The organism is Pandoraea eparura (assembly GCF_902459725.1).
Classification (GTDB): Bacteria; Pseudomonadota; Gammaproteobacteria; order Burkholderiales; family Burkholderiaceae; genus Pandoraea; species Pandoraea eparura.
This window is the reverse complement of the sequence record NZ_CABPSH010000004.1, coordinates 23,119-45,857: the sequence shown is the minus strand read 5'-3', so window position 1 is coordinate 45,857 and position 22,739 is coordinate 23,119. Positions and strand designations below refer to the sequence as shown.

General features: G+C 63.8%; 19 protein-coding genes. 10 read left to right on the top strand and 9 right to left on the bottom strand.

Going from position 1 to position 22,739, the window contains the following annotated elements; all coding sequences use genetic code 11:
- Window positions 1-18: 18 nt before the first annotated feature.
- The 3 genes from frc to oxlT all read right to left on the bottom strand — a co-directional run bounded on the left by frc (window position 19) and on the right by oxlT (window position 4,623).
- Complete coding sequence (gene frc / locus PEP31012_RS10860; RefSeq protein WP_150589366.1) at window positions 19-1,269, bottom strand: formyl-CoA transferase; 1,251 nt, start codon at window positions 1,267-1,269, stop codon at window positions 19-21.
- Between the two features lie 25 nt (window positions 1,270-1,294).
- Window positions 1,295-3,085, bottom strand: a complete 1,791-nt coding sequence (oxc, locus tag PEP31012_RS10855) for an oxalyl-CoA decarboxylase (protein ID WP_246171243.1) — start codon at window positions 3,083-3,085, stop codon at window positions 1,295-1,297.
- 191 nt (window positions 3,086-3,276) lie between these two features.
- Window positions 3,277-4,623 carry an oxalate/formate MFS antiporter gene (gene oxlT / locus PEP31012_RS10850; protein ID WP_150589365.1) on the bottom strand — a complete coding sequence of 449 codons (1,347 nt, stop codon included), beginning with the start codon at window positions 4,621-4,623 and terminating at the stop codon, window positions 3,277-3,279.
- Window positions 4,624-5,363: 740 nt separating this feature from the next.
- Here oxlT and PEP31012_RS10845 point away from each other — a divergent pair.
- From PEP31012_RS10845 to PEP31012_RS10815, 7 genes are all read left to right on the top strand, one after another.
- Window positions 5,364-6,377 (top strand): 2-dehydropantoate 2-reductase, encoded by a 1,014-nt coding sequence (locus PEP31012_RS10845; RefSeq protein ID WP_150589364.1) that lies wholly within the window; start codon window positions 5,364-5,366, stop codon window positions 6,375-6,377.
- 555 nt (window positions 6,378-6,932) lie between these two features.
- Window positions 6,933-7,151, top strand: a complete 219-nt coding sequence (locus tag PEP31012_RS10840) for a hypothetical protein (protein WP_017231699.1) — start codon at window positions 6,933-6,935, stop codon at window positions 7,149-7,151.
- Between the two features lie 29 nt (window positions 7,152-7,180).
- Window positions 7,181-7,894 (top strand): GntR family transcriptional regulator, encoded by a 714-nt coding sequence (locus PEP31012_RS10835; protein ID WP_150589363.1) that lies wholly within the window; start codon window positions 7,181-7,183, stop codon window positions 7,892-7,894.
- A gap of 642 nt (window positions 7,895-8,536) precedes the next feature.
- Window positions 8,537-9,004: a formate dehydrogenase subunit gamma gene (locus PEP31012_RS10830; protein WP_150589362.1), complete on the top strand. Its 468-nt coding sequence runs from the start codon at window positions 8,537-8,539 to the stop codon at window positions 9,002-9,004.
- Window positions 9,001-10,602, top strand: coding sequence for a formate dehydrogenase beta subunit (locus PEP31012_RS10825; RefSeq protein WP_150589361.1), 1,602 nt, complete (start codon window positions 9,001-9,003; stop codon window positions 10,600-10,602). The genes PEP31012_RS10830 and PEP31012_RS10825 overlap by 4 nt, the downstream gene beginning before the upstream one ends.
- Window positions 10,603-10,615: 13 nt before the next feature.
- On the top strand, window positions 10,616-13,480 hold the full coding sequence (gene fdhF / locus PEP31012_RS10820) for a formate dehydrogenase subunit alpha (RefSeq protein ID WP_150589360.1): 2,865 nt from the start codon (window positions 10,616-10,618) through the stop codon (window positions 13,478-13,480).
- A gap of 208 nt (window positions 13,481-13,688) precedes the next feature.
- On the top strand, window positions 13,689-13,922 hold the full coding sequence (locus tag PEP31012_RS10815) for a formate dehydrogenase subunit delta (protein ID WP_130025382.1): 234 nt from the start codon (window positions 13,689-13,691) through the stop codon (window positions 13,920-13,922).
- A gap of 18 nt (window positions 13,923-13,940) precedes the next feature.
- Here the strand turns inward: PEP31012_RS10815 and PEP31012_RS10810 are convergent, their stop codons facing one another.
- From PEP31012_RS10810 to PEP31012_RS10795, 4 genes are all read right to left on the bottom strand, one after another.
- Window positions 13,941-14,789 (bottom strand): EamA family transporter, encoded by an 849-nt coding sequence (locus PEP31012_RS10810; protein WP_150589664.1) that lies wholly within the window; start codon window positions 14,787-14,789, stop codon window positions 13,941-13,943.
- Window positions 14,790-15,208: 419 nt separating this feature from the next.
- Window positions 15,209-15,703, bottom strand: coding sequence for a hypothetical protein (locus PEP31012_RS10805; RefSeq protein WP_150589359.1), 495 nt, complete (start codon window positions 15,701-15,703; stop codon window positions 15,209-15,211).
- Between the two features lie 238 nt (window positions 15,704-15,941).
- The gene (locus tag PEP31012_RS10800) at window positions 15,942-17,156 is read right to left on the bottom strand and encodes a ShlB/FhaC/HecB family hemolysin secretion/activation protein (RefSeq protein ID WP_150589358.1); all 1,215 of its coding nucleotides are present in this window, start codon (window positions 17,154-17,156) and stop codon (window positions 15,942-15,944) included.
- A gap of 533 nt (window positions 17,157-17,689) precedes the next feature.
- Window positions 17,690-18,031 (bottom strand): hypothetical protein, encoded by a 342-nt coding sequence (locus tag PEP31012_RS10795; protein WP_246171242.1) that lies wholly within the window; start codon window positions 18,029-18,031, stop codon window positions 17,690-17,692.
- 317 nt (window positions 18,032-18,348) lie between these two features.
- Here PEP31012_RS10795 and PEP31012_RS10790 point away from each other — a divergent pair, with 317 nt between their 5' ends.
- Window positions 18,349-19,695 (top strand): MATE family efflux transporter, encoded by a 1,347-nt coding sequence (locus tag PEP31012_RS10790; RefSeq protein WP_150589356.1) that lies wholly within the window; start codon window positions 18,349-18,351, stop codon window positions 19,693-19,695.
- Window positions 19,696-19,816: 121 nt separating this feature from the next.
- On the opposite strand, the gene hisN is transcribed toward PEP31012_RS10790, so the two are convergent.
- Window positions 19,817-20,617, bottom strand: a complete 801-nt coding sequence (hisN, locus tag PEP31012_RS10785) for a histidinol-phosphatase (protein ID WP_150589355.1) — start codon at window positions 20,615-20,617, stop codon at window positions 19,817-19,819.
- A 164-nt stretch (window positions 20,618-20,781) separates the two neighbouring features.
- Between hisN and PEP31012_RS10780 the strand changes: the two genes are divergently transcribed.
- Together PEP31012_RS10780 and PEP31012_RS10775 are read left to right on the top strand one after the other, a co-directional pair.
- A complete protein-coding gene (locus tag PEP31012_RS10780; protein ID WP_150589354.1) occupies window positions 20,782-21,036 on the top strand; it encodes a hypothetical protein in 255 nt (84 codons plus the stop codon).
- A gap of 176 nt (window positions 21,037-21,212) precedes the next feature.
- On the top strand, window positions 21,213-21,779 hold the full coding sequence (locus PEP31012_RS10775) for a universal stress protein (RefSeq protein WP_174978198.1): 567 nt from the start codon (window positions 21,213-21,215) through the stop codon (window positions 21,777-21,779).
- Window positions 21,780-21,869: 90 nt separating this feature from the next.
- Here PEP31012_RS10775 and PEP31012_RS10770 read toward each other — a convergent pair whose 3' ends face one another.
- On the bottom strand, window positions 21,870-22,739 hold the full coding sequence (locus PEP31012_RS10770) for an alpha/beta hydrolase (RefSeq protein ID WP_150589352.1): 870 nt from the start codon (window positions 22,737-22,739) through the stop codon (window positions 21,870-21,872).

Genomic DNA, 22,739 nt, shown 5'->3' with positions numbered 1-22,739 from the left:
CGTCCTGCCCTCGCGGACTTAAACCGACCGCGACGAATGCAGGTTTGCGATCTGGTCCTTGCTGTAGCCCAGCTCGGCCAGAATCTCGTCGGTGTGCTCACCCAGCAGCGGCGAACCCGTGATTTCCGGCTTCAGGCCCGAGAACTTGATCGGGCTGCCGACGGTCAGGTACGTACCACGCTCCTTGTGCGGCACTTCCACGATCGTGCCCGACGCGCGCAGCGACGGATCGTTCGCGATTTCCTTCATCGACAGCACCGGTGCGCACGGGATATCGAACTTGCGCAGGATGTCGACCGCTTCGTACTTCGTCTTGTCGGCCAGCCACTCTTCGATGGTCGCGAAGATTTCGAAGATGTGCGGTTGACGCGCTTGCGGCGTAGCGTAGTTCGGATCTTCGATCCACTCCGGCTTGCCCAGCGCGCGGCAGATCGGCTCCCAGGCGTGACCCTGAATCGTGAAGTAGATGTACGCGTTCGGGTCCGTCTCCCAGCCCTTGCACTTGAGCACCCAGCCCGGCTGACCACCACCGCCGGCGTTGCCGCCGCGCGGCACCACGTCGCTGAACTCGCCATGCGGGTACTGCGGATACTCTTCGAGGTAGCCGATACGGTCCAGGCGCTGCTGGTCGCGCAGCTTCACGCGGCACAGGTTGATGACCGAATCCTGCATCGAGACGGCCACCTTCTGACCACGGCCCGTCTGGCCACGGCCAATGATGGCCGTCAGAATGCCGATCGCGAGGTGCATGCCGGTGTTGCTGTCGCCCAGCGCTGCGGCCGACACCGTCGGGGGGCCGTCCCAGAAGCCGGTCGTCGAGGCCGCGCCGCCTGCGCACTGCGCCACATTCTCATAGACCTTCAGATCGTCGTAGTGGTGACCGTCCGAGAAGCCCTTCACCGAGGCCATGATCAGCTTCGGGTTGAGTTCGTTCAGGCGCTCCCACGAGAAACCCATGCGATCCAGCGCGCCCGGGCCGAAGTTTTCCACCAGCACGTCGGATTCACGCACCAGCTTTTCGAGCACTTCCTTGCCTTCCTGCGTCTTCGTATCGAGCGTCAACGAGCGCTTGTTGCTGTTGAGCATCGTGAAGTACAAGGCATCGGCGTCGGGGATGTCGCGCAGTTGGTTACGCGTGACGTCGCCCGATCCCGGGCGTTCCACCTTGATCACGTCGGCGCCGAACCAGGCCAGCAACTGCGTACAGGCGGGGCCGGCTTGCACGTGCGTGAAGTCGATGATCTTGATACCTTCGAGGGGTTTGCTCATGTCATGTCTCCTTGATTGACTCGAGTTACTTTTTCATCGCCGCGCTTTGCGGATTCAGGTTCGTCAGGCGGCCGCTTTCGGTGCCCGCAGCTTCGTCGATGACGGCGTTAATCAGCGCCGGCTTGCCTGCTGCGATCGACGCCTGCAGCGCCTTCGTCAGTTCTTCCGGCGTGGTGACGTGGTAACCGATGCCACCGAAGGCTTCGATCATCTTGTCGTAGCGCGCGCCCTTGACGAACACCGTCGGTGCCACGTCCTTGCCGCCCGTCGGGTTGACGTCGGTGCCGCGATACACGCCGTTGTTGTTGAAGATGATGGTGGTGACCGGCAGCTCGTAACGGCAGATGGTTTCGAGTTCCATGCCACTGAAGCCGAAGGCGCTGTCGCCTTCGATGGCCACGACCGGTTGACCACTCGTGACGGCCGCGCCGATGGCGAAGCCCATGCCGATGCCCATCACGCCCCACGTACCCGAGTCGAAGCGCTTGCGCGGCTGGTACTGGTCGATGATGGCGCGGGCGTAGTCGAGCGTGTTCGCCCCTTCGTTGACGAGGTTGATGTCCGGATGCTGCTTGAGCACGTCGCGAATCGCGCCCAGTGCGCTGTGGAAGTTCATCGGCGACGGATTTTGCGCCAGCGTTGCCGCCATCTTCGCGAGGTTCTTGTTCTTGCGCTCGGCGATGGCGCCGGTCCATTCGGTCGACGGCTTGCCGAAGTTGGCGTCCACACCGGCGAGCAGTGCCGACACGCACGAGCCGATGTCACCGATCACCGGGGCCGCGATGGCCACGTTGCTGTCGATTTCCGTCGGCGAGATGTCGATCTGCACGAACTTCTTCGGCGCGGCGCCCCAGGTCTTGCCCTTGCCGTGCGCGAGCAGCCAGTTCAGGCGCGCGCCGATCAGCACGACCACGTCGGCCTCTTGCAGCACGAACGAACGTGCGGCCGCGGCAGATTGCTCATGCGTGTCGGGCAGCAGCCCCTTGGCCATCGACATCGGCAGGTACGGAATGCCGGTCTTCTCGATGAGGGCACGAATGTCGGCGTCGGCCTGGGCGTACGAAGCGCCCTTGCCGAGCAGAATCAGCGGACGCTTGGCGCCCTTGATGACATCGAGCGCGCGCTGGACGGCATCGGGGGCCGGGATCTGACGCGGTGCGGCGTCGATCACGCGAATCAGCGAGTCTTTCGCCTTCTGCGCGTCGATGGTCTGCGCCAGCAGCTTGGCCGGCAGATCCAGATAGACGCCACCCGGGCGGCCCGACACGGCCGCGCGAATGGCGCGGGCCAGGCCAACGCCGATGTCTTCGGCGTGCAACACGCGGTAGGCGGCCTTGCAATACGGCTTGGCCGCATTGAGCTGGTCCATCTCTTCGTAGTCGCCCTGCTGCAGGTCGACGATCTCACGCTCGCTCGAGCCGCTGATCAGGATCATCGGGAAGCAGTTGGTGGTCGCGTTGGCGAGCGCCGTCAGCCCGTTCAGGAAGCCGGGGGCGGACACCGTCAGGCAGATGCCCGGCTTTTGCGTCATATAGCCGGCGATGGCCGCGGCGTGCCCGGCGTGCTGTTCATGGCGGAAGCCGATGAAGCGCATACCTTCGGCTTGCGCGAGTCGCGCCAGATCGGTGATGGGAATGCCCACCAGACCGAAGATGGTGTCGATGTCGTTCGCTTTCAGGGCATCGATGACCAGATGGAAGCCATCGGTCGTCGGCGCCTCGGACACGATGTTCGCGTGTCGGCTGGTGTCATTGAGCGTGTTGCCCGCGGTGTCGTTTTCCGCTTTGCCGACTGGCACGGTCATCGCAATGGACATAATTCTCTCCTCCAATTTTTCCGGTTTCAGTGTTGCGTCGTCTTGTCTGACGATTAATGGGTATTCCCGTACTGCTTCGCTACTTGCTCACCCGGCCGTGCAACCGGCCCCGCAAGGGCACGGATTGCACGCCGGTCAAACATCTCTTTCCAAGCGCCGGTCAGGCTGCGTGCTGAGCGCGTCGCTTCACGTTACGTGGTGCTGCGCGACAGATCCGCTGCCTGCACGACCGGATCACCCGCTTGCGCCTTGTAGTCACTGGCGTAACGCTGTGCCAGACGGGCACGCATCGGCTTGAGGACAAACAAGGCCAGGAAGGCGGCGAAGGCGTTCATGGCGCAAGCGATCATGAACACGGCCTGCCAGCTGCCAGTCGACGTGGTGATGATGCTCGAGAAGGGCACCAGCAACGCGGCGGTTCCCTTCGCGGTGTAGAGCATCCCCGCGTTGGTGGCGGCATACTTCGAACCATACGTGTCGGCACAGGTCGCCGGGAACAGGCTGTAGATCTCCCCCCAGGCGAAGAACACCAGGCCAGTCAGGATCACGAAAGCCACCGGGTGCTGACCGAACTTGGCCAGGGCGTAGATCCCCACGGCTTCCATCGCGAAGGCGATGAACATCGTGTTTTCGCGACCGATCTTGTCCGAGATCCAGCCGAACACCGGACGCGTCACCCCGTTAAGCACACGGTCGATCGCCAGTGCGAAGGTGAGTGCCGGCAGCGTCAGACCGAGGATCGACACCGGTGCCTGATCGAGACCGTAGTCCTTGGCGATCGGGCCGAGCTGTGCCGTCGCCATCAAACCGCCGGCGGCCATCAGCACGAACATCAGATACATCATCCAGAACACCGGGGAGCGCATGACTTCCGTCGGCTTGGCGTTGTAGCGCATGGCCCCAGGGGCCAGCTTTTTGAGCGCCTCGATCGATGCCGGCGGATTGGCGAGCGCCAGACCGAGCACCAGCACGATGATCCCCTGCCCCAGACCAAAGGTCAGGAAGGTGTTTTCGTAGCCGCTCGACTTGATCATGTTGGCGATCGGCACCACGGTCAGCGCCGAACCCGCGCCGAAACCGGCGGCGGTCAGGCCCGCAGCAAGGCCGCGGCGATCCGGGAACCACTTCAACGCATTACCCACGCACGTGCCATACACCGCACCGGCGCCCACCCCGCCCACCGCCGCGGCGAAATACAGCATCGGCAGCGAGGACGCATGGGCGTTCAACACCCAGGCGACACCGCACAACAGACCACCCCCGACCACCACCGGGCGCGGGCCGAACTTGTCGACCAGATACCCTTCGATCGGCACCAGCCAGGTTTCCGTCACAACGAAAATCGTGAACGCGACCTGAATGGCCGTACGGCCCCAGTGATACTTCTCATCGATCGGGTTGACGAACAGCGTCCACCCGTACTGCAGGTTGGCGATCATCGCCATGCAAATCACGCCGAACACGAGCTGAACCCAAGGGCTCGCGAACACGGATTGCTTACCGTGTTGATTAGTCGTCTCCACTTGTACCTCCTCCATCGGTTTCCAGTTGTTTGGCAGCTTCACAACAACAACACCTTCCGGATGGGGTCTGTGCCCCCTGGGTATGCTTTACGAGGTCTTCGCCTCGCCGACTTGTCTCTGATGCTTACGGGGTCCATTGCATTTCCCGTAAATATACCGAACGAAATATACGATATATCAGATATAAGTCAACACTAATTTATTGCGATCCTCGTCTTCCGCGTCGTGTGCCGCAGTCGTTTTCGTCCATTGCAGCGAAAACCCTCACGGCACGCGACACCCTGCTCTAAGTGGCGGCTAGATACAGTAACGCCACTGTAGGCCGGAGCGGCGCAACAACGCAATGCGAAAATACTAAGGAGTTAACCTGATCAGAGAGGCTTGCCTGACAAGGCAGACAGCCTTTTTACATCGGCCTCCTTGGCAATTTTTAAAACCAGCACAAGGCGATATTTTCGATACTTTTTCTCACAAGAAACCGATTTCTGCCCTTGCGCTCAATCCTTGTAATACACCGTAATAATTCATCTAACAGACGCCTCAGGCGTTTTCTGCCCCCACCGCTCATGCCCGAAGTGCTCACACATCGTGCCATCGGTTTTTCGGGCCTCTGCGGGGAAACCATGACGGGAATTGCCGCCGGAATGCTTGGCGCTCCTCGCCTTGTGATATACGATATACAACATTTGGTATTAGAAGAATAAACGGCCAGTACCAGGCCCAGATTTCGATTCACCTTTGGAGGGAGAGACTTCATGAAGATTTGCATCTATGGCGCCGGTGCCATCGGCGGCTATCTCGGCGTGCAACTCGCGCACGCCGGAGCCGATGTCAGTCTGGTTGCGCGCGGCCCACATCTGGCCGCCATGCGCGAGCACGGACTCAAGTTGCTGATCGACGGCGAGGAACGCGTCGCCCAGTTGCGTTGCACGGACGATCCGCGTGAACTCGGTCCGCAGGATTACGTGATCATCGCCCTGAAGGCGCATTCGGTGCCGTCGGTGCTCGACGCCATGCAACCGTTGATCGGCCCGAATACGGCAGTCGTCACGGCCGTGAACGGCATCCCCTACTGGTACTTCTATAAGCACGGCGGCGCGCTCGAAGGCACGACGCTCGAGAGCATCGACCCCGGCGGTCGCCAGTGGCGTGAACTCGGCCCCGAGCGCGCCATTGGCTGCGTGGTCTATCCGGCCACCGAAGTGGTCGCACCGGGCGTAATCCAGCACGTCTACGGCAACAAGTTCCCGCTGGGCGAAGCCAGTGGCGAGCGCACGGCGCGTGTGGAGAAACTCTCGCAGTTGATGATTGCTGGCGGACTCGACGCGCCGATTCGCGAGAATATCCGCGACGAAATCTGGCTCAAACTCTGGGGCAACCTCTGCTTCAACCCGATCTCCGCACTCACCCACGCCACGCTCGACATCATCGCCAGCGATCCGGGCACGCGCGCTGTTGCGCGCGCCATGATGCTCGAAGCCAAAGCGATCGGCGACAAGTTCGGCGTGCATTTCCGCGTCGACGTGGAGCGCCGAATCAACGGGGCGGGCGCCGTCGGTGCCCACAAGACGTCGATGCTGCAGGATCTGGAGCGCAGCCGCGCGATGGAAATCGATCCGCTCGTCTCAGTGGTGCAGGAGATGGGGCGCCTCGCCAACGTGCCGACACCGACGCTCGATGTGGTGCTGGCACTGATCAAGCAGCGTGAGTTCATGACGCAGCCGGACGCCGTCGCGGCTGCGCAGGCGCGCCTGGCCAAAGCGGCCTGAGCCAGGCGTTGTTTTCATGAAACACCCTTCGCGGGGCTTGCAACGATGCCCCGCGAAGATCGGCACCCACTATATAGAGCGTCGACAGAGGTGGCGGACGCGACCGGTTGAAGCCATCGCGTTGCCATACCGCCCTGCCGTCATGACCGTCGGCCGCCCCGGCTTTTCGCCGGCAGCCCCTGACCCGTTGCAGCGACGCACGCCCCTGCCGATGTGGTTTCGCGGCAACGCAATAATTCGTTTTTGGACCCACTAGAGATCACTTCGGGTTCTCCCTGAAACCTCGCGCGCCACAGGCGTCCCGAAATCCGCACTAACGTAAGCCCGACGGACAATCCAGGAGGTTCATCGCCATCATCCATCCACTGAACACTATCCGAAAAAGCAACAAATCCGGGCAGTGAACCAACGCCGCGACACCGGGAACGTCCCGAAAAACGATAAATATTGGTATTTGGTATGTGGTATATCTTGAGACTTGCTGCAGCGCGACATACAATGCGAAGCAAGTTCTCCCCCACATTTCAATCGTCAACATTTATCAGGAGCTTCACCATGTTCGTCGCTGCGCTGACTTTGCTTGCCCTTGCTTCCGCCCTTGCCACCGGTGTTGCGATGGTTCACCTCTTCGTCGCCCTGCCGGCCTCGATGCTCGAAAAGGCCGAGAAGAACGGCCGCTTCGCCTACCTGGCGGAAACCACGCAGGCAAACGAATCGGGTAAACTCGTCACCAAGCCGGCAACCATCGTGGGGCAGCAAGCATTGCGCCTCTGAAGGGGCCGTAATACCTAGGAGACTATTGCATGTCCCTGATCACCCCAACTCCGGCGCGCGTGACTCCGCTCGCGCTGGAGCCGATCGACACCACCACGAGTTTTCGCAATCAGGCGTATGCGCTGCTGAAAAAAGCCATCGCCGATGCCGACATCTATAACCAGAAAGAAGAAATTCGTCTGGATGAGCGTCAGCTCATCCAGGTGCTTGGCGTTTCGCGCACGCCGATTCGCGAAGCCATGACCTTGCTGGAACAGGAAGGCTTTTTGCGTACGGTGCCGCGCCGGGGCATCTTCATCATCCGCAAGACCAAGCGCGAGATCGTCGAGATGATCCAGATGTGGGCAGCCCTAGAAGGGATGTCCGCCCGTCTCGCGACGTTGCATGCGACCGACGAGGATATCGCCAGGCTGCGTCATCTGTTCGACGAGTTCGTCAATGCGCCGCCGACGGATCATATCGAAGAGTATTCCGACGCGAATATCGACTTCCACCAGGCGCTGATCAATCTTGGCGGCTCGCAAGCGATCGCCAATACGATCAAGAACCTGTTCATTCACGTGCGCGCCATCCGCAAGGTGACGATCGCTCAGAACGACCGGGCCGCCCGCTCGATTGTCGATCACCTGAAGATCATTACCGCCCTCGAGAAGCGCGACACGGAACTCGCCGAGAAGCTCGCGCGCGACCATACGCTGGGGCTGGCTGCCTTCGTCGAAGAGCACTGCGACTTCCTCGAATAACCCGCGTTCGCCGTTGCACCGCGTCCGGCAATGGCCGCGATCGGCTAAAAAGCCAGTGACATTGGAATGTCACTGGCTTTTTTTTGCCCCGGCCTTCTGCGCACCTGAGCGTCTGCGCTTCTATCGCTCTTCTCGCCTTCCCGCCTTCTCGCTCTTCTCGCTCTTCTCGCTCTTCTCGCCGTCTCGGCTACTCGCTGCTCGCCGAGCTGCCTAACCGCCCCGTCTCATCTCCAACGTGTCGCGTCCCGCGGATTCCCGTCATCCGCATCGCGCCTGACCATTGCCCCGGATTCGTATTCCGATTTCCTGCGCCCGATTCGGGTAAACGAGCCTGCCTAACCCCTGCCAAAACTATTGCACGTATACCGTATATCATATATCGTGTTTCACATGCCGATGTATCGCAGTACCGCTATATAGAGAAGGTTGACGAAGTAAGCCACGGGCGAGAGGCCGAGCCCGTGCGGCATATGGTGGGGGCTATGTGCCGCACGCTCGTCCGGCGCCGCGCTGATCGCTAGACCCGAGCAGCGTCGTCGGATGTGACCATTGGGCCTCTCGCCCCAGGGCAAGACAAGAACAGATAACTCACACCCTCAGGTGCCCCGTTCCCGCCGGGGTGCCAAACAGGAGACAACAGCCATGCGCGAGGTTTTTTCCATCGCCACGGTGCACGCGATTCTGGACGCTCATGCAACTCAGGAAGGCCCGCTTCTGCCGATCCTCCATGACGTTCAGGACGCTTTCGGCTATGTCCCCCCGGACGCCGTGCCCGTCATCGCCAACGCCCTCAACCTGTCTCGCGCCGAAGTGCATGGCGTGATCACGTTCTACCACCACTTCCGCACCAGCCCGCCGCCGCGCCACGTCGTACAGATCTGTCGCGCCGAGGCGTGTCAGAGCATGGGCGCCGACGCACTCGTCGCGCATGCCGAACGCGCGCTGGGCTGCGCGATGCACAGCCATCACGGCGATGTTGCGCTCGAACCGGTGTATTGCCTGGGCCAGTGCGCGACTTCCCCCGCGATCATGATCGACGACAAGCTGCACGCGCGCGTCACCCCCGAGAAATTCGACCGCCTGGTCGCCCGCGCCAAGGATGCCGCATGAGCCAATCCGCCACTTCCGCCAAGTCAGCCGCCGGCAAGGTCAGGCTTTATCTGCCGCGTGACTCCGCTGCGCTCGCACTCGGTGCCGACGACGTCGCCGACGCCATCGTGGCGCAAGCCGCCCAGCGCGGGATCGACGTCGAACTGGTACGCAACGGCACGCGCGGCATGCTGTGGCTCGAACCATTACTCGAAGTCGTGACCCCCGCGGGGCGTGTCGCCTATGGTCCGGTCGACGTCGACGACGTCCCGGGCCTGTTCGATGCCAACGTCACGGCCGGCGGCGATCATCCGCTCGCGCTCGGACTGACCGAAGAGATCCCCTATTTCAAGAAGCAGGAACGGTTGACGTTCGCCCGCGTGGGCATCACCGATCCCGTGTGCGTTGACGACTACGTTGCGCACGACGGCTTTCGCGGCCTGCGCAACGCGCTCGCGCTGGATGGCGCGGCGATCGTCGCGCAAGTCACCGAGTCGGGCCTGCGCGGTCGCGGCGGTGCGGCGTTCCCGACCGGCATCAAGTGGAAGACGGTGCTCAACACGCCCGCCGCCCAGAAATACATCGTCTGCAATGCCGACGAAGGCGACTCGGGCACGTTCGCCGACCGCATGCTCATGGAAGGCGATCCGCTCGTGCTCGTCGAGGGCATGACGATTGCCGGTATCGCCGTGGGCGCCACGCGCGGCTATATCTATGTGCGCAGCGAGTATCCGCATTCCATCGATGTGCTCAACGAAGCCATCGCCAACGCCGGTCAGGCGGGTTACCTGGGCGAGAACATCCTCGGCACCGGCAAGACTTTCCATCTCGAAGTGCGCAAGGCGGCCGGGGCTTACGTCTGCGGCGAGGAAACCGCGTTGCTGGAAAGTCTCGAAGGCAAGCGCGGCGTCGTACGCGCGAAGCCGCCGCTGCCCGCCATCGAGGGTCTCTTCGGCTTGCCCACGGTCATCAACAATGTGATCTCGTTGGCCTCGGTGCCGATCATCATGGATCGCGGTGCCGAGTTCTACAAAAATTTCGGCATGGGTCGCTCGCGCGGCACGCTGCCCATCCAGCTCGCGGGCAACATCAAGTACGGCGGCCTCATCGAGAAGGCTTTCGGCGTGACGCTGCGCGACATCCTGTACGAGTTCGGCGGTGGCGCCATCACCGGCCGCCCGCTGCGCGCGGTGCAGGTCGGTGGCCCGCTCGGTTCCTATCTACCCGAATCGCAATGGGACACCCCGCTCGACTACGAAGCGTTCGCCGCACTGTGGGCCGTGCTCGGCCACGGCGGCATCGTGGCGCATGACGACACGGTCGACCTGGCCAAGCTCGCGCGCTATGCGATGGAGTTCTGCACCATCGAGTCGTGCGGCAAGTGCACGCCGTGTCGCATCGGATCGACGCGCGGCGTCGAAGTGATGGACAAGATCATCGACGGACGCGACCGTCCCAAACAGATCAAGCTGCTGCGCGATTTGTGCGACACCATGCTCGCCGGCTCGCTGTGCGCGATGGGCGGCATGACGCCCTACCCCGTGCTGTCTGCGCTGAACCATTTCCCCGAAGACTTCGGCGCGGCCGAACCGTCGAATCTGCCGACCAAGGCCGCCTAGGAGATCGCCCACCATGATGGACCCGATGTTTGAGAAGGATTACGGCACCCCGCGCCGTGAATCGACGCAGGAAGTCACGCTGGAGATCGACGGCGAACTGGTCACCGTGCCCGCCGGCACGTCGATCATGCGCGCGGCCTCGGAAGGCGGCGTGAACGTGCCCAAGCTGTGCGCCACCGACTCGCTCGAGCCGTTCGGCTCGTGCCGTCTGTGTCTCGTCGAGATCGAAGGCCGTCGCGGCTACCCCGCGTCATGCACCACGCCCGTCGAACCCGGCATGAAGGTGCGCACGCAATCGCCGAAGCTCCAGGAGCTGCGCAAGGGCGTGATGGAGCTGTACATCTCCGATCACCCGCTCGACTGCCTGACCTGCGCGGCCAATGGCGACTGCGAACTGCAGGACATGGCCGGCGTGACGGGCCTGCGCGAAGTGCGTTACGGCTTCGACGGCGACAATCACTTCGACAGCCAGAAAGACGAGTCGAACCCCTACTTCACCTACGACGCCTCGAAATGCATCGTCTGCAACCGCTGCGTGCGTGCCTGCGAGGAAACGCAGGGCACGTTCGCGCTGACGATCTCGGGCCGCGGCTTCGAGGCGCGCGTCTCGGCCGGGCAGGACCAGTCGTTCATGGACTCCGAGTGCGTGTCGTGCGGCGCCTGCGTGGCGGCCTGCCCGACGGCGACGCTGCAGGAAAAGTCGGTCATCCATCTCGGCCAGGCCGAACACGCCAAGATCACCACCTGCGCCTATTGCGGCGTGGGTTGCTCGTTCAAGGCGGAGATGAAGGGTAACGAAGTCGTGCGCATGGTGCCGCACAAGGACGGTCAGGCCAACGAAGGCCACGCCTGCGTGAAGGGCCGCTTTGCCTGGGGCTACGCCACGCACAAGGACCGCATTCTCACGCCCAAGATTCGCAAGAAGATCACCGATCCATGGCAGGACGTGTCGTGGGACGAGGCGCTCGACTACGCGGCGTCAGAGTTCAAGCGCATTCAGGCCAAATACGGGCGCGACTCGATCGGCGGTCTGGTGTCTTCACGCTGCACGAACGAAGAAGACTATCTGGTCCAGAAGCTCGTGCGCGCCGCGTTCGGCAACAACAACGTCGACACCTGCGCGCGCGTGTGCCACTCGCCGACCGGCTACGGCCTGAAGGCGACGCTCGGCGAATCGGCCGGCACGCAGACGTTCAAGTCGGTTGAGCACTCCGACGTGATTCTCGTGATGGGCGCGAACCCGACCGACGGCCACCCGGTGTTCGGCTCGCGCATGAAGCGGCGACTGCGCGAAGGCGCCAAGCTGATCGTGATCGACCCGCGCCGCATCGACCTGGTCAACAGCCCGCACATCAAGGCTGACTATCACCTGCAACTGCGTCCGGGCTCGAACGTGGCGATGATCAACGCGCTCGCGCACGTCATCGTGACCGAAGGCCTGATGGCCGACGCGTTCATCGCCGAGCGCTGCGAGGACCGCGCGTTCCAGCAGTGGCGCGACTTCACCGCCCGTGCCGAGAACTCGCCCGAAGCGACCGAAGTGCACACCGGCGTGCCGGCGCATCTCGTGCGCGGTGCCGCGCGTCTGTATGCCAAGGGCGGCAACGCAGCGATCTACTACGGTCTGGGCGTGACCGAGCATGCGCAAGGCTCCACGACCGTGATCGGTATCGCCAACCTCGCGATGGCCACCGGCAACATCGGCCGTGAAGGCGTGGGCGTGAACCCGCTGCGCGGCCAGAACAACGTGCAAGGTTCGTGCGACATGGGCGCGTTCCCGCACGAGCTGCCGGGCTATCGTCACGTGTCGGATTCGAGCGCGCGTGCGCTGTTCGAAGCCGAATGGGGCGTCGAGATCCAGTCCGAGCCGGGCCTGCGTATTCCAAACATGTTCGACGCGGCGATCGCAGGCACCTTCATGGGCCTGTACTGCCAGGGGGAGGACATCGTGCAGTCCGACCCGAACACGCAGCACGTGACCCACGCGCTCGAACAGATGGAGTGCATCGTCGTGCAGGACATCTTCCTGAACGAAACGGCGAAGTATGCACACGTGCTGCTGCCGGGGTCGTCATTCCTGGAGAAAGACGGCACGTTCACCAACGCCGAGCGTCGTATCTCGCGCGTGCGTCAGGTGATGCCGCCGCGCGCCGGTTATGCCGACTGGGAAGTCACGATCCAACTGGCCAAGCGACTGGGCTACGAGATGAACTACTCGCACCCGTCGGAAATCATGGACGAGATCGCACGCCTCACGCCGACGTTCACGGGGGTGAGCTACGAGAAACTCGACCGGATGGGCAGCGTGCAATGGCCGTGCAACGAGGCCGCACCGGACGGCACGCCCGTCATGCACATCGACGAATTCGTGCGCGGCAAGGGCAAGTTCCTCATCACGCAGTACGTGCCGACGGACGAAAAGGTCACGCGCCGCTTCCCGCTCATCCTGACCACCGGGCGGATTCTGTCGCAGTACAACGTCGGTGCGCAGACGCGCCGCACGGACAACGTCCACTGGCATGACGAGGATCGGCTCGAGATCCATCCGCACGATGCCGAAGAGCGCGGCGTGAAGGACGGCGACTGGGTCGGCATTCAGAGTCGTGCGGGCGAGACCGTGCTGCGTGCCGTCGTGAGCGATCGCATGCAACCCGGCGTGGTGTACACGACGTTCCACTTCCCGGAGTCGGGCGCCAACGTCATCACCACGGACAACTCCGACTGGGCGACCAACTGCCCCGAGTACAAGGTGACGGCGGTACAGGTCACGCCGGTGGCCCAGCCCTCGGAATGGCAGCGTCAGTACTCGGACTTCAATCGCCAACAGGAGGCCTTCCTCGAACACGCTCGTGGTGCCACCGAGGCCAACGCGAGCTAAGTCGGTAGGAAAAGAGAGCAAGCAACGCGCACCGCCTCATCGAGAACCTTCGAGGCGGCGCGCTGCGACGGACAATCCGCGTCCATCGCCGGGGACGCCGGCGAGCCTCGCCGTCGATTGCCATCAGACGGTGCGGCGGACGCGAGATTGGCCACGCAACCTACGGCAGTCAACGTACAGAGAACGATTTCAGGGGACACAACAGATCATGGACACCGACAATCTGGTCAAGATGGCCAATCAGATCGGGGACTTCTTCGAGACGATGCCCGACCGCAGCGAGGCGCTCGACAACATTGCAGGCCACCTGCGACGCTTCTGGGCACCGCGCATGCGCATGACGATTCTCGAACATCTCGAATCCACGGACGGCCATGGGATGCGCGAAATCGTCGTGGCCGCGATCACGGCGCATCGCGCCGAACTCTGGCCGCGCGGCTGAGCGCAACGTAGCGCGCACCTAAGCGCCCAGCTTGATGAGTACCGCCCCGCCGACGACGAGGCCGCACGCCACGAGACGGCGGGCATTGAGTTTTTCCCGCATGAACAGCCAGCCCAGCAGCACCGCGATGATGGCGCTCGACTCGCGCAGCGCCGACACGACGCCCATCGGCAGATATTGCAGCGCAAACACCACCATGCCATAGGCGCATTGCGCGACAATGCCCGCCCCCAGCGCTTCGGCCACGCGGCGGCGCGGGGCGAGGAACATGCCGCGCCATCCGCCCCGCAATGTCGCCACGGCACCCACCAGCGGCACACTCGCGAAGAGGTAGGCCCATGCGAGGTAGCCGAAGCCGTTGCCATTCGACAATCGCACACCGAAGCCGTCGACAATCGTATACGCCGCAATGAACACGCCCGTGAGCAATGCGGCAGGCACGCTATCGCCCGAGAAGCGCCGCCCGCGCAACGCGAGCGTCAGAATGCCGGCGCAGATCCCCACGATGCCCAACGCCGCCATCGCCGTCGGCCACTCGCCCGCCAGAAGCAACGCCGCGCCCGAGATCAGCAACGGGGAAATGCCGCGTGCAATGGGATAGATCTGCCCGAACTCCCCGACGCGATAGGCGCGGATAAGCGCCGCCGTATACGCGACCTGTGCGCCGGCGGAGATGAGGATGAGCGGCCAGACCTGTACCGGTGGCAGGGGCAGCCACACGATGCCGGCCACGGCGGCGAGCCCTTGCGGCACCGCCATCATGCCGACTTGCCAGACGCGATCGGGACTGGCGTGGAGAAAGGCATTCCAGGTGGCGTGCATCAGGGCCGAAAGCAGCACCAACAGCACTATGGGGGTGGTGGTCATGTCGATGAGTCGCAGCAGGCGGATGCCGGGCAGACGAGCGATAGCGCCCGCGTCCGACAGCACGCAAAGCGCCATTGTGGCAGCGGCTACTGCATCGAGATAGGGCCAACGTGAAGGATTCCTACAGAGCCAGGCCGCTTCGCCATCATCGCCTCGCGTCGCCGCGCCACGTCGCTCGCACCTCGTTCTGCGCTCTCCGCGGTGAACCCGGCGAGCGCTTGCCTCGGCCGATGACGTGCCGACAACGCGCCGACCGGGCAGTACCCACAAAAGTTGTCCACACCCTGTGTGGATAACCCACTGGATAACCTGCCCTCACCTTCCCGAACGCCCCGCGAACACACGCTGTCAAGAGCCTTGCTCAAAAAATGATCAGCCGCGGAACAAATTTTCGGCTTGACGGTCTGCCCCCTCCCTGCTCACGCGCCATTGCCGTCGTTTGCCGACGCATCGGGCTCCTTCGCAACCGGCGCATCGGATTTCCCGGAGGCCTCGGGCGGCGATTGCGGCGCGCCGCGCAGCGCCGTCATGACCTGGCCTTGCCCGAGCACCGCATCCGGGGCTTGCTGTAACGCCAGGCGATAACGCTCGCCGAACTCGACATCGGTGCGACGAAACAGCTTGGCGGCTTCGTCGGCCAGTGCGATACCGGCGTCCGCCTGCGGCGGCGTCTGCTCCAGCCACTCGTCGAGGGCGACGATCAGGCGCGAGAGCGGATCCAGCCAGCGAAACCAGGCGTCTTCGGTGAGCAACTGCACGAAGCGTCCGGTCGGCACCGGCCCGAAGACGGCTTCGTATTGCAGACGATCGTTGGCGATCAGCACCTTGTGCTGGGCGAGCAGCGCGGCGCGCAACGTCTGCATGTCAGCGATCTGGGCGGCATTGGCCGGTGCGGTGTCGTTCGGTTCGGTCATCTATCGCCCTGTGGACGTCGGAAAGGTTAGGAAACGGAAATGGAAAGCGTCTGACATGCACTTTAGGACTTGGCCCATAGCCAACAGACGTTTGGGTCACGATACTACACGGGTCTCGCAAACACCTCGCGAGATCGGGCTTTCACTTCCCCGTGGAAGGCCTGCTTCCTCACCCGCCGACCCGGCGGGTTTTTTTTGCCCGTGCGAACGGCATCGCTCGATACCGTCATGGATGTCGTCAGAACGGTACGGTGAGCTTCGCGTCGATCGACTGAAAGCGGTACGACCAGCCCGGCAGGCCGCTCGAGGAAGGCATCCACGGCGCGTTCAGCCGCTGCATCAGCGACAGATCGAGCTTCGACGCTCCAATATAGTGCGTATGGCTCAGCCCCACCTCGGCATAGCTGTCGTAGGTGTGCAGCGCGTTCGGGTCTTCCGTGCGACTGCGGTTGTAGCGCAATTCCAGACCCGTCGAACCGTTCGCCGTAAAGTCGAACGCGCGACGCACACGCCATTGCAACGTCTGCGTCTGCGTAGTACCCGCGTCGATTTGGTCCGTCGCCGCGTTGCTCCTGCCTGTGATCCCGACCGTCCAGTCGGCATCGATCGGCACCGAGTAATTGGCCGACAGATCGCGGTTCGTCGCATCGCGACGCGCATTCTGAAAATCCTGGCTCAGCGTCGTATTGAATTTGCCGTACATGCCGAGCGGGTTGCTCATCAACAGGTTCGCAGTGCCCTGCATCTTGCCCGAGGTGGTCATGCCGCTGTTGTTCATGCCGACGTTGAACTGGTAGGGCCGCTCGTTGATCACCTGAAGTCCCACGGCGCCCTCGCCGGGCGTGCGGCTGCGCGTGGCGATGAACGGCAACGTCTCGTCTTGCACGACGAGCCCTCCGCGCATCAACATGCGGATGTTGCGATCCGCGCGACTCTCGTGGCGCGGCAGTCCGCGCAGACACGAGGCGCGCGCGAGGAAGGCATTGGGCGGCGCAACGTCCGGGGCCGGCGGCGGCTCGCTGCTCGCGGCCGATGCCGCCGATGCTGCAGCATCCAGATCGACGGCGGAAATGGCTGTGCCGTCGGCACTCAACTCCGGCGCCACCGCAAAGTCGGCTGCCGGCAGTGGCGGCGATGGTGGCGATGGTGGCAATGGCGCGGGCACTTGTGCCGACGGTGCGCTCGCCATGGGGTCCATGGCATCCGTAGTGTTCGCGGTGGTCGTAGTGTTCGTGTTGCCGGCAACTGGCGACGAAGCCTCACTGGACGCTTGCGCGTCCGATGCGGTCTGCGACGCCTCGGGCGCCGCGTCCCCGGCAGCGACCGCATCATTTGCCGTGGACTGCGCGGCCCGCCTGGCAGCGTCACGAGCGACGGCGGCGGCGACCGCCGCCGGGTCGTCTCCGGCGAACAGGGCAATGGGATCCGTGGCCGCGTCGGGATCCGTGACCACCGGCGGTGACGGCGGTGGTGGAGGCGGTACAAAATACTGAGGCGCGAGACCGCGTTCCCACAACCCGTAGGACACGGCGTTGCGTTCAGTGAAACACGGTGGATTGGTATCCGAGAACAAGGACTGCGCGTGCGCCCCTGCCGACATCCCGACACTCAGGCACGCAGCCAACAGGAGGCGACTCCGCACGACCGGCTTTACCGACATTCGACACCTGAAAATCCCACCCCGCGCAGATGTTGTCCATCGGCGTCGTGCGCCACGTCCGACAAGCGGGGTGCTGTAGCGACAAAGCGCCATTTTACGTCCATCGCGTGGCCCGCTGCCAGTCGCAGAACGTTGGGAACTCTTACGGTCGATCGCCACTCATATCGCGTGACTTCCCCTGTAGTGATTTTTGCCCGCCTCGTGCGGGCATTTTTATTGGCGAGCGCCGATGACGTCCGCCGCACCGCCCTTAGCGGCATTTCCGGCGGACACCTACCTCGGATGGCCGATGCATCAGCCGGCGTCCGAAACACTTCGCCGCCGTGTCATTTGGGCGCACGGATCTCATGAATCGTGCCCGGCCCCCAGCCCGTGGATGCCCAGGCGCCATCTCGCAACGTCCATTCGTAACGGCCCGTCTGCTCCCAGTGCGGTGGCGTGTAGCGCATGCCCGGGCGCTTGGGTTCCATGTGTCCGTCGACCCAGTCGTAGCGGCCGTCTTTCCACTGCCAGTAGCCCGGCACCCAGAATTGTCCGTGGGGCGCCGCGTGGTGATCCTCGAACCGCGGCGGGGGCGGACCACGTTGCAGCGTCACGTCGGCGAGCACCGGCAGGCTCAGCAGATACAAGGCGGCAGCGAGCGCATGACGACGGCGGGCAACCCGCAAGGGCGATAATCGGACGAAGGACGCGAGCCTCGAAACCGACGCGGAAGATGAGGACATCAAGGACATCAAGGACATCGAGGACGAGGACGGCATGTGCGGCCTTTCATGACGGACGGAAACGTCGGGCATTGTACCGTTCGGGACTCGTACGCACCGGCATCGTCGTGGCAGGTAGCCGAACGGCCGCGAGACCTTATAATCGGCGCACTCGCAACCTGTCGCCGCTTACGGCTTCCCGAACACCCGGTTTCCCGCGCTCCGGCTTTTCCGCTTTCCCGAATGGTGACCGCCCGGAACGGTCGCCGCCCAGCTCACTCATGAACCCTGCCCCTGCGGCCGTCGGTCATCGGCAACTACTCCGTCTGGCGGTGCCGATCGTGCTCGCCAATCTCACGCAACCCCTGCTCTCGGCCGTCGATACCGCCGTGGCCGGTCACTTGCCAGGCCCCGCTTACCTGGGCGGGGTCGCGCTCGGCGCGCTGCTGCTGAACCTGCTCTTCTGGGGCTTCTCGTTCCTGCGCATGGGCACGACAGGCCTCGCCGCGCAGGCGTTCGGCGCCGGCAATGCCGAGCGCCTTCGCGACACGCTCGCCCGCGCGCTGGCGCTGGCGTTCGTCATCGGCGCCGTGTTGCTGGTCTTTCGCGAACCGCTGGTTTCGCTGGGCGTGTCGTGGCTCGGGGGAAGCGCCCAAGTCCAGTCATTGGGACGTCAATACGCGAGCATCCGCGTGCTCGCCGCACCACTGGCGCTTGGCAACTATGTGGTGCTCGGCTATCTGCTGGCGTGCCAACGCGTGCGGCAAGGGCTTGCCGTGCAGGTATTCATCAATCTCGTGAACATCGTGGCGGTGCTGGTCTTCGTGCGCGGCTTCGGCTGGGGCGTAGTCGGCATTGCGGGGGCGACCGCGCTGGCCGACGCACTTGGCTTTGCCCTGGGCGCATGGCTGCTTTGGCTCGCGCGTACGCCCGGCTTGCCGCCGCTGCGATTGGCCACGCTGGTCGAGCGCAATGCGCTGTGGCGCTTGCTGCGGCTCAATCTCGATATCTTCCTGCGTACGCTGTTTCTGCAACTTGCCTTTGCCTGGTTCGCTCGTGTGGGCGCAAGACTTGGCGACGTCACGCTCGCTGCCAACGCGCTGCTGCTGAACTTCCAGACGTTCATGGCGTTCGGCCTGGACGGCTTTGCCCACGCGGCCGAAGCCCTCGTGGGCGCCTATGTCGGTGCGCGTCAGCGAGCGGCGCTGCTGCATGCGATCCGGTTGTCGCTGGGCTGGGCGCTGGGCTGCGCCGTGGCCTTTGCCCTCGTCTACGCCGTGGCTGGCGGCACGATCATCGATGTCCTGACCGATCAACCCGCACTTCGCACAACCGCGCGCGAATTCCTGCCCTGGGCGGTGCTCTCGCCACTCGTGGCGGTGTGGTGCTTCCAGCTCGACGGCGTATTCATCGGCGCGACGCGCACCAGAGAGCTACTGACGTCCTCGTTGATCGGCCTGCTGGTCTTTGGCGCGGTGATGCCGTTCACGCTCGACGCCTGGGGCAATCACGGCTTGTGGGTCGCCCTCATGGCGTTTCTCGCGACGCGCGGCATCGTGCTGGGGGTCTTGCTGCCGCGCATCTGGCAAGGACTTCCGCCCGATCACGTAACCCGCCACCGACGATGACGGGCCATGACAGCCAGCCACGAACACCAACAACGCCGATCGGGCGATAATTACCAGGCGATAACTACCCGGCGATAACTACGGGACGATAAACAAGGGGCGGCTGCTAACGGCGACGACCTCAGCTGGCGCGAATACACGCCAGCGCGGCGGCGTGCAACTCGGCGTTCGCGGCCGCCAGTACGCGCCCCTGCGAGGTGAGCGTAAGCGGCTGGCCTTCCCAATCGGTGATGACACCGCCCGCCGCCTCGACCACCGGCGCCACGGCCAGGTAGTCGTAGGTCTGCAATCCGGCTTCCATGACCAGTTCGATGTGCCCGCTCGCCAGCAGCCCGTAGGCGTAGCAATCGCCACCGAAGCGACGACGGCTCACGGCCTTCGTCAATCGCTCGAATTGCGCGTACTCCGCCGCGTCGAAGATGTCGGGCGACGTCGCGTAGACGGTCGCATCCGCCAGCACCGTGACCGGGCTGGTGGCGCACAGGGCGCCGTCGAAGCGGGCCTCGCACACGCCGCTGGCGGCATCGTTCACGCCGATCCAGCGCTCGCCCGTTGCCGGAATGTCGATCAGGCCGACGACCGGCTTGCCGTGGTGCAGCAAGGCGAGCAACGTGCCCCACAGCGGGTGTCCCGTGATGAAGCTGCGCGTGCCGTCAATGGGATCGACCGACCAGACGAATTCCGCATCCACGCCACGCTTGCCGAACTCTTCGCCCCAGATGCCGTGCGACGGATAGCGCGCCGCGATCTGTGCGCGCAGCGCTGTCTCGACCTCGCGATCCGCAATCGTGACCGGGCTCTCGTCGGCCTTGTCGTCGACAGCCAGACGCCGGCGGAACCATCCCAGCGATAGCGGCCTTACGGCATCGGCCATCGAAGCGGCAAAAGCCGCATACTCGGCAACAGCGGGTACGGACGACATGCATGACTCTCCTGCAAAGCTGCCGCACGCGGCGGCAAGAATGGAAAACGCTCGACGAATGGCGATCATACGCGGTTCGCGGGCATCGCCCCAAATGCGGGCAGTCTTGTGGGGGACGGTCTCAGCGCCGCGCTATACTCGCGAGAGCTTACAAGACGACCTCTATGAAAAATCTCGCCAAGATCGCCACGCTGCTTTCCTCGGGGCTTGTTACGGTTGCGCTGTCCGCTTGCAGTTCGTCGGCACCGTTGTTCGCCTCGGACGGACGTCCCACCCAGCAGATTCAGTGCTCGGCCAACAGTGCGAGCGACTGCGATCAACGTGCCCGCACGCAATGCGCGCAAAAGGGCTACGACGTGCTCACGCGCGACGTGACGGATGGCGTCGCCAATCTCGTGATCGCCTGCCGGCCGAACTGAGTCCGCCAGCCGCTCGGCCCCCGGCTGCCGGGCGTTCCGTATGATGAAACGCCTGCCACACTCGGCGCCCCGCGTCCCCGCAAGGTCGCACAGGTCCGTGGCATTCCGATGAATCCTTGCGTGCGGTCAATGCCGCGCCATTTCGCGGGATGACTTTCGAGGGATGCGATGCGAAAATGAAAAAATCCCGACGGGTTGTCGCGCATCCGTCGTGCATCGGGGTAGCGATGCCGCTCAGGCAGCACGCCTTCCAGCCCTTCCAGCGCAAAGAGGACACCATCATGTACGAACGCATTCTGGTTTCGATCGACGGCAGCAACCCCTCGAACCGCGCCATCGACGAAGCGGTCAAGCTCGTGGCGCTCAGCCACGGCAAGATTCGCCTGGTATCGGTCGTCCCCTCGCTCGCCAACGCCTACGCGGCCGGCGCCTACAGCGGCTTCGTGCCGCTGGAGAGTCAGGAGTCGTTCGAGAAGGAAACCGCGGAAATTCTCGCCACGGCACAGGCCGCCCTGAAACCGCGCGGTGTCGATGCCGAGACGAAGATGATCACGCTCGAAGCCGGCACCGATGAAATCGCCGACGCCGTGCTGCGCGAAGCCCAAGAGTGGAACGCCGACGTGATCGTGCTCGGCACGCACGGTCGGCGCGGCATCAACCGTCTGCTGCTGGGGAGCGTTGCGGAAACCCTGCTGCGTATCACTACGCTGCCGATCCTGCTCGTCAAGGCCACCGACAAGTAAGCCGCGCCCGGTCTCACTCAGCCTGCGCCGGGACCGCTGGCGCAAGCCCACGACGGCACGCTCTGCAGCGTGCCGTTGTCGTTTTGGCGCTCAGGCGGCGGCGTGACGGCGCTTGGCGCGCAACAGCGCCTTCGAAATGATGCGCGTCTCGGACGTGGCAGCCCCGGTACGGCGCGCTATGGCGTCGCGGAAGAAGCGACGTGTCTCGTCGGCCACGGTTTCGCGTTCGTTGTCCATCGTCAGAATGTGATAGCTCTCGCCGAGCAGGCACTTCTGCTTCACTTTTGACGACACGCCGTCGTAGACGATGCGCGCGTTGTGCGGGCTCGACGTGTCGTCATCCACCGCGTGAATGACGAGACAATCCGCCGTCACCCGATCCAGACGCGCGCGCACATGGGCGGCGAGTCGTCGCGCGTGGTACAGGTGCGCGAGCGGCAACGATGCCGCACCGATCTCGGACGCGTCGTGCAGCGACATCGATTTCGCTACACGTGCGCGCAGCACTTCGTTTTTCAGGCCAAACGGCGCTTTCTCGTGATAACGATAGTAACGGCGCAACGGCGTATGGAACGCCAGATCGATGAGCGGGTAGTACCACGGGATAGTCCAGCCGTCATACACAAGGGTGACAGAGAGCAGCGAGAGCGCCATCACGTCCGGCTCCTCCTGCGCGACGGCCAGGCACAGGGTAGCGCCGATACACAAGCCGCACAGCGACACCGTCTCGTGCGTCGCCCACAGCTCGCGATACTTCTCGCGCGCAGCGGCGACCCATGCGTGCCAGTCGGCGCATGGCGCGCCCAACCCATAGCCTTCGATGTGCGGCACCCAGACGGTGTAACCGTCGCGATGCAACGCCTTGGCCACCGGACGCATTTCGAGGGGCGTGCTCGACAGCCCCGGCAGCAGCAGCACCGCGTGGTCGCCGCCCTTGTAGAAGATATCGTCCTGGAACAT

Coding starts and splice junctions, on each gene's coding strand:
- frc (WP_150589366.1), bottom strand. CDS start 1,269: ATGAGCAAACCCCTCGAAGGTATCAAGATCATCGACTTCACGCACGTG.
- oxc (WP_246171243.1), bottom strand. CDS start 3,085: ATGTCCATTGCGATGACCGTGCCAGTCGGCAAAGCGGAAAACGACACC.
- oxlT (WP_150589365.1), bottom strand. CDS start 4,623: ATGGAGGAGGTACAAGTGGAGACGACTAATCAACACGGTAAGCAATCC.
- PEP31012_RS10845 (WP_150589364.1), top strand. CDS start 5,364: ATGAAGATTTGCATCTATGGCGCCGGTGCCATCGGCGGCTATCTCGGC.
- PEP31012_RS10840 (WP_017231699.1), top strand. CDS start 6,933: ATGTTCGTCGCTGCGCTGACTTTGCTTGCCCTTGCTTCCGCCCTTGCC.
- PEP31012_RS10835 (WP_150589363.1), top strand. CDS start 7,181: ATGTCCCTGATCACCCCAACTCCGGCGCGCGTGACTCCGCTCGCGCTG.
- PEP31012_RS10830 (WP_150589362.1), top strand. CDS start 8,537: ATGCGCGAGGTTTTTTCCATCGCCACGGTGCACGCGATTCTGGACGCT.
- PEP31012_RS10825 (WP_150589361.1), top strand. CDS start 9,001: ATGAGCCAATCCGCCACTTCCGCCAAGTCAGCCGCCGGCAAGGTCAGG.
- fdhF (WP_150589360.1), top strand. CDS start 10,616: ATGATGGACCCGATGTTTGAGAAGGATTACGGCACCCCGCGCCGTGAA.
- PEP31012_RS10815 (WP_130025382.1), top strand. CDS start 13,689: ATGGACACCGACAATCTGGTCAAGATGGCCAATCAGATCGGGGACTTC.
- PEP31012_RS10810 (WP_150589664.1), bottom strand. CDS start 14,789: ATGACCACCACCCCCATAGTGCTGTTGGTGCTGCTTTCGGCCCTGATG.
- PEP31012_RS10805 (WP_150589359.1), bottom strand. CDS start 15,703: ATGACCGAACCGAACGACACCGCACCGGCCAATGCCGCCCAGATCGCT.
- PEP31012_RS10790 (WP_150589356.1), top strand. CDS start 18,349: ATGAACCCTGCCCCTGCGGCCGTCGGTCATCGGCAACTACTCCGTCTG.
- hisN (WP_150589355.1), bottom strand. CDS start 20,617: ATGTCGTCCGTACCCGCTGTTGCCGAGTATGCGGCTTTTGCCGCTTCG.
- PEP31012_RS10780 (WP_150589354.1), top strand. CDS start 20,782: ATGAAAAATCTCGCCAAGATCGCCACGCTGCTTTCCTCGGGGCTTGTT.
- PEP31012_RS10775 (WP_174978198.1), top strand. CDS start 21,213: ATGAAAAAATCCCGACGGGTTGTCGCGCATCCGTCGTGCATCGGGGTA.
- PEP31012_RS10770 (WP_150589352.1), bottom strand. CDS start 22,739: ATGTTCCAGGACGATATCTTCTACAAGGGCGGCGACCACGCGGTGCTG.